This window comes from Pseudonocardia pini (assembly GCF_013870575.1).
GTDB classification, from domain to species: Bacteria; Actinomycetota; Actinomycetes; order Mycobacteriales; family Pseudonocardiaceae; genus Pseudonocardia; species Pseudonocardia pini.
Window position 1 is genome coordinate 1 of the sequence record NZ_JACBXB010001213.1, and the last position, 1059, is coordinate 1059.

The 1059-nt window shown below is 73.9% G+C and carries 2 protein-coding genes; both read left to right on the top strand.

The genetic code is table 11. The features are described from left to right. On the top strand, positions 1-722 hold a 722-nt coding region (locus H5J29_RS33930; protein ID WP_181784942.1), incomplete at its 5' end, for a sensor histidine kinase. Continuing rightward, on the top strand, positions 722-1059 hold a 338-nt coding region (locus H5J29_RS33935), incomplete at its 3' end, for a LytR/AlgR family response regulator transcription factor (protein ID WP_181784943.1). The genes H5J29_RS33930 and H5J29_RS33935, both read left to right, overlap by 1 nt.

Sequence of the window (1059 nt, forward strand, 5' to 3'; positions counted from 1 at the left end):
TCGTGGTGGGCGACGGCGGGCGCGGCGCCGCGCGGCGGGGCGCGGACTGGGTCGCGGAGGCGCTCGAACGCGGGCGGCTGGAGGCCTCGGCGGAGGCGGCGGAGCGCGCGGAGCTGCGGGCCCTGCGGGCGGAGATCTCGCCGCACTTCGTCTACAACGCGTTGACCACGATCGGCTCGTTCGTCGACTCCGACCCGGACCGGGCGCGGGACCTGATCCTCGACTTCGCCGAGTACATCCGGCACTCGGTGGCCCGCCGCGGCGACTACACGACGGTCGCGGGCGAGTTCCGGGCCGTCGAGGCCTACCTGGCGCTGGCCCGCGCGGTGCTCGGCGACCGGCTGCGGGTGCAGGTCCGGATCGCGCCGGAGGTGCTCCCGGTGGCGCTGCCCTTCCTCGCGCTGCAACCGTTGGTGGAGAACGCGGTGCAACACGGCGTCGAGAAGCGCGGTGAGGGAGGATCGGTGCAGGTCAGCGGCGAGGCGCAGGGTTCGGAGTGCGTGATCTCGATCGAGGACGACGGCCCGGGGATGGATCCCGAGCTCGCCCGTGCGGTGCTGGCCGGGGCGGCCGACGGCGGCGGGCTGGCGCTCACGAACGTCGACCGGCGGCTGCGTGCGGTCTACGGGCCGCAGTACGGCCTGGTCATCGAGACGGCGGTCGGGGCGGGGATGCGCGTGGTGATGCGGGTGCCGCGGTTCCAGCCGGGGGTGGTGGCCTGATGCCCGACCGGCTCCGTGTCCTCGCCGTCGACGACGTCGCCCCGGCCCTGGCCGAGCTGACCCGGCTGCTGGCGGCCTCCTCGTGCGTGCGCGAGGTGGTGCCCGCCGCCGACGCGCTGTCCGCGTTGAAGCTGCTCAAGGACACCCGGTTCGACGCCGTGTTCCTCGACATCGCGATGCCGGGGATGGACGGGCTCGAGCTGGCCGGGCTCCTCGCGCGGATGACCGACCCGCCGGAGCTGGTGTTCGTGACCGCGTTCGAGGAGCACGCCGTCTCAGCGTACGGCGTCGGTGCGCTGGACTACGTACTCAAACCCGTTGCGGCGGAAAGGCTCGA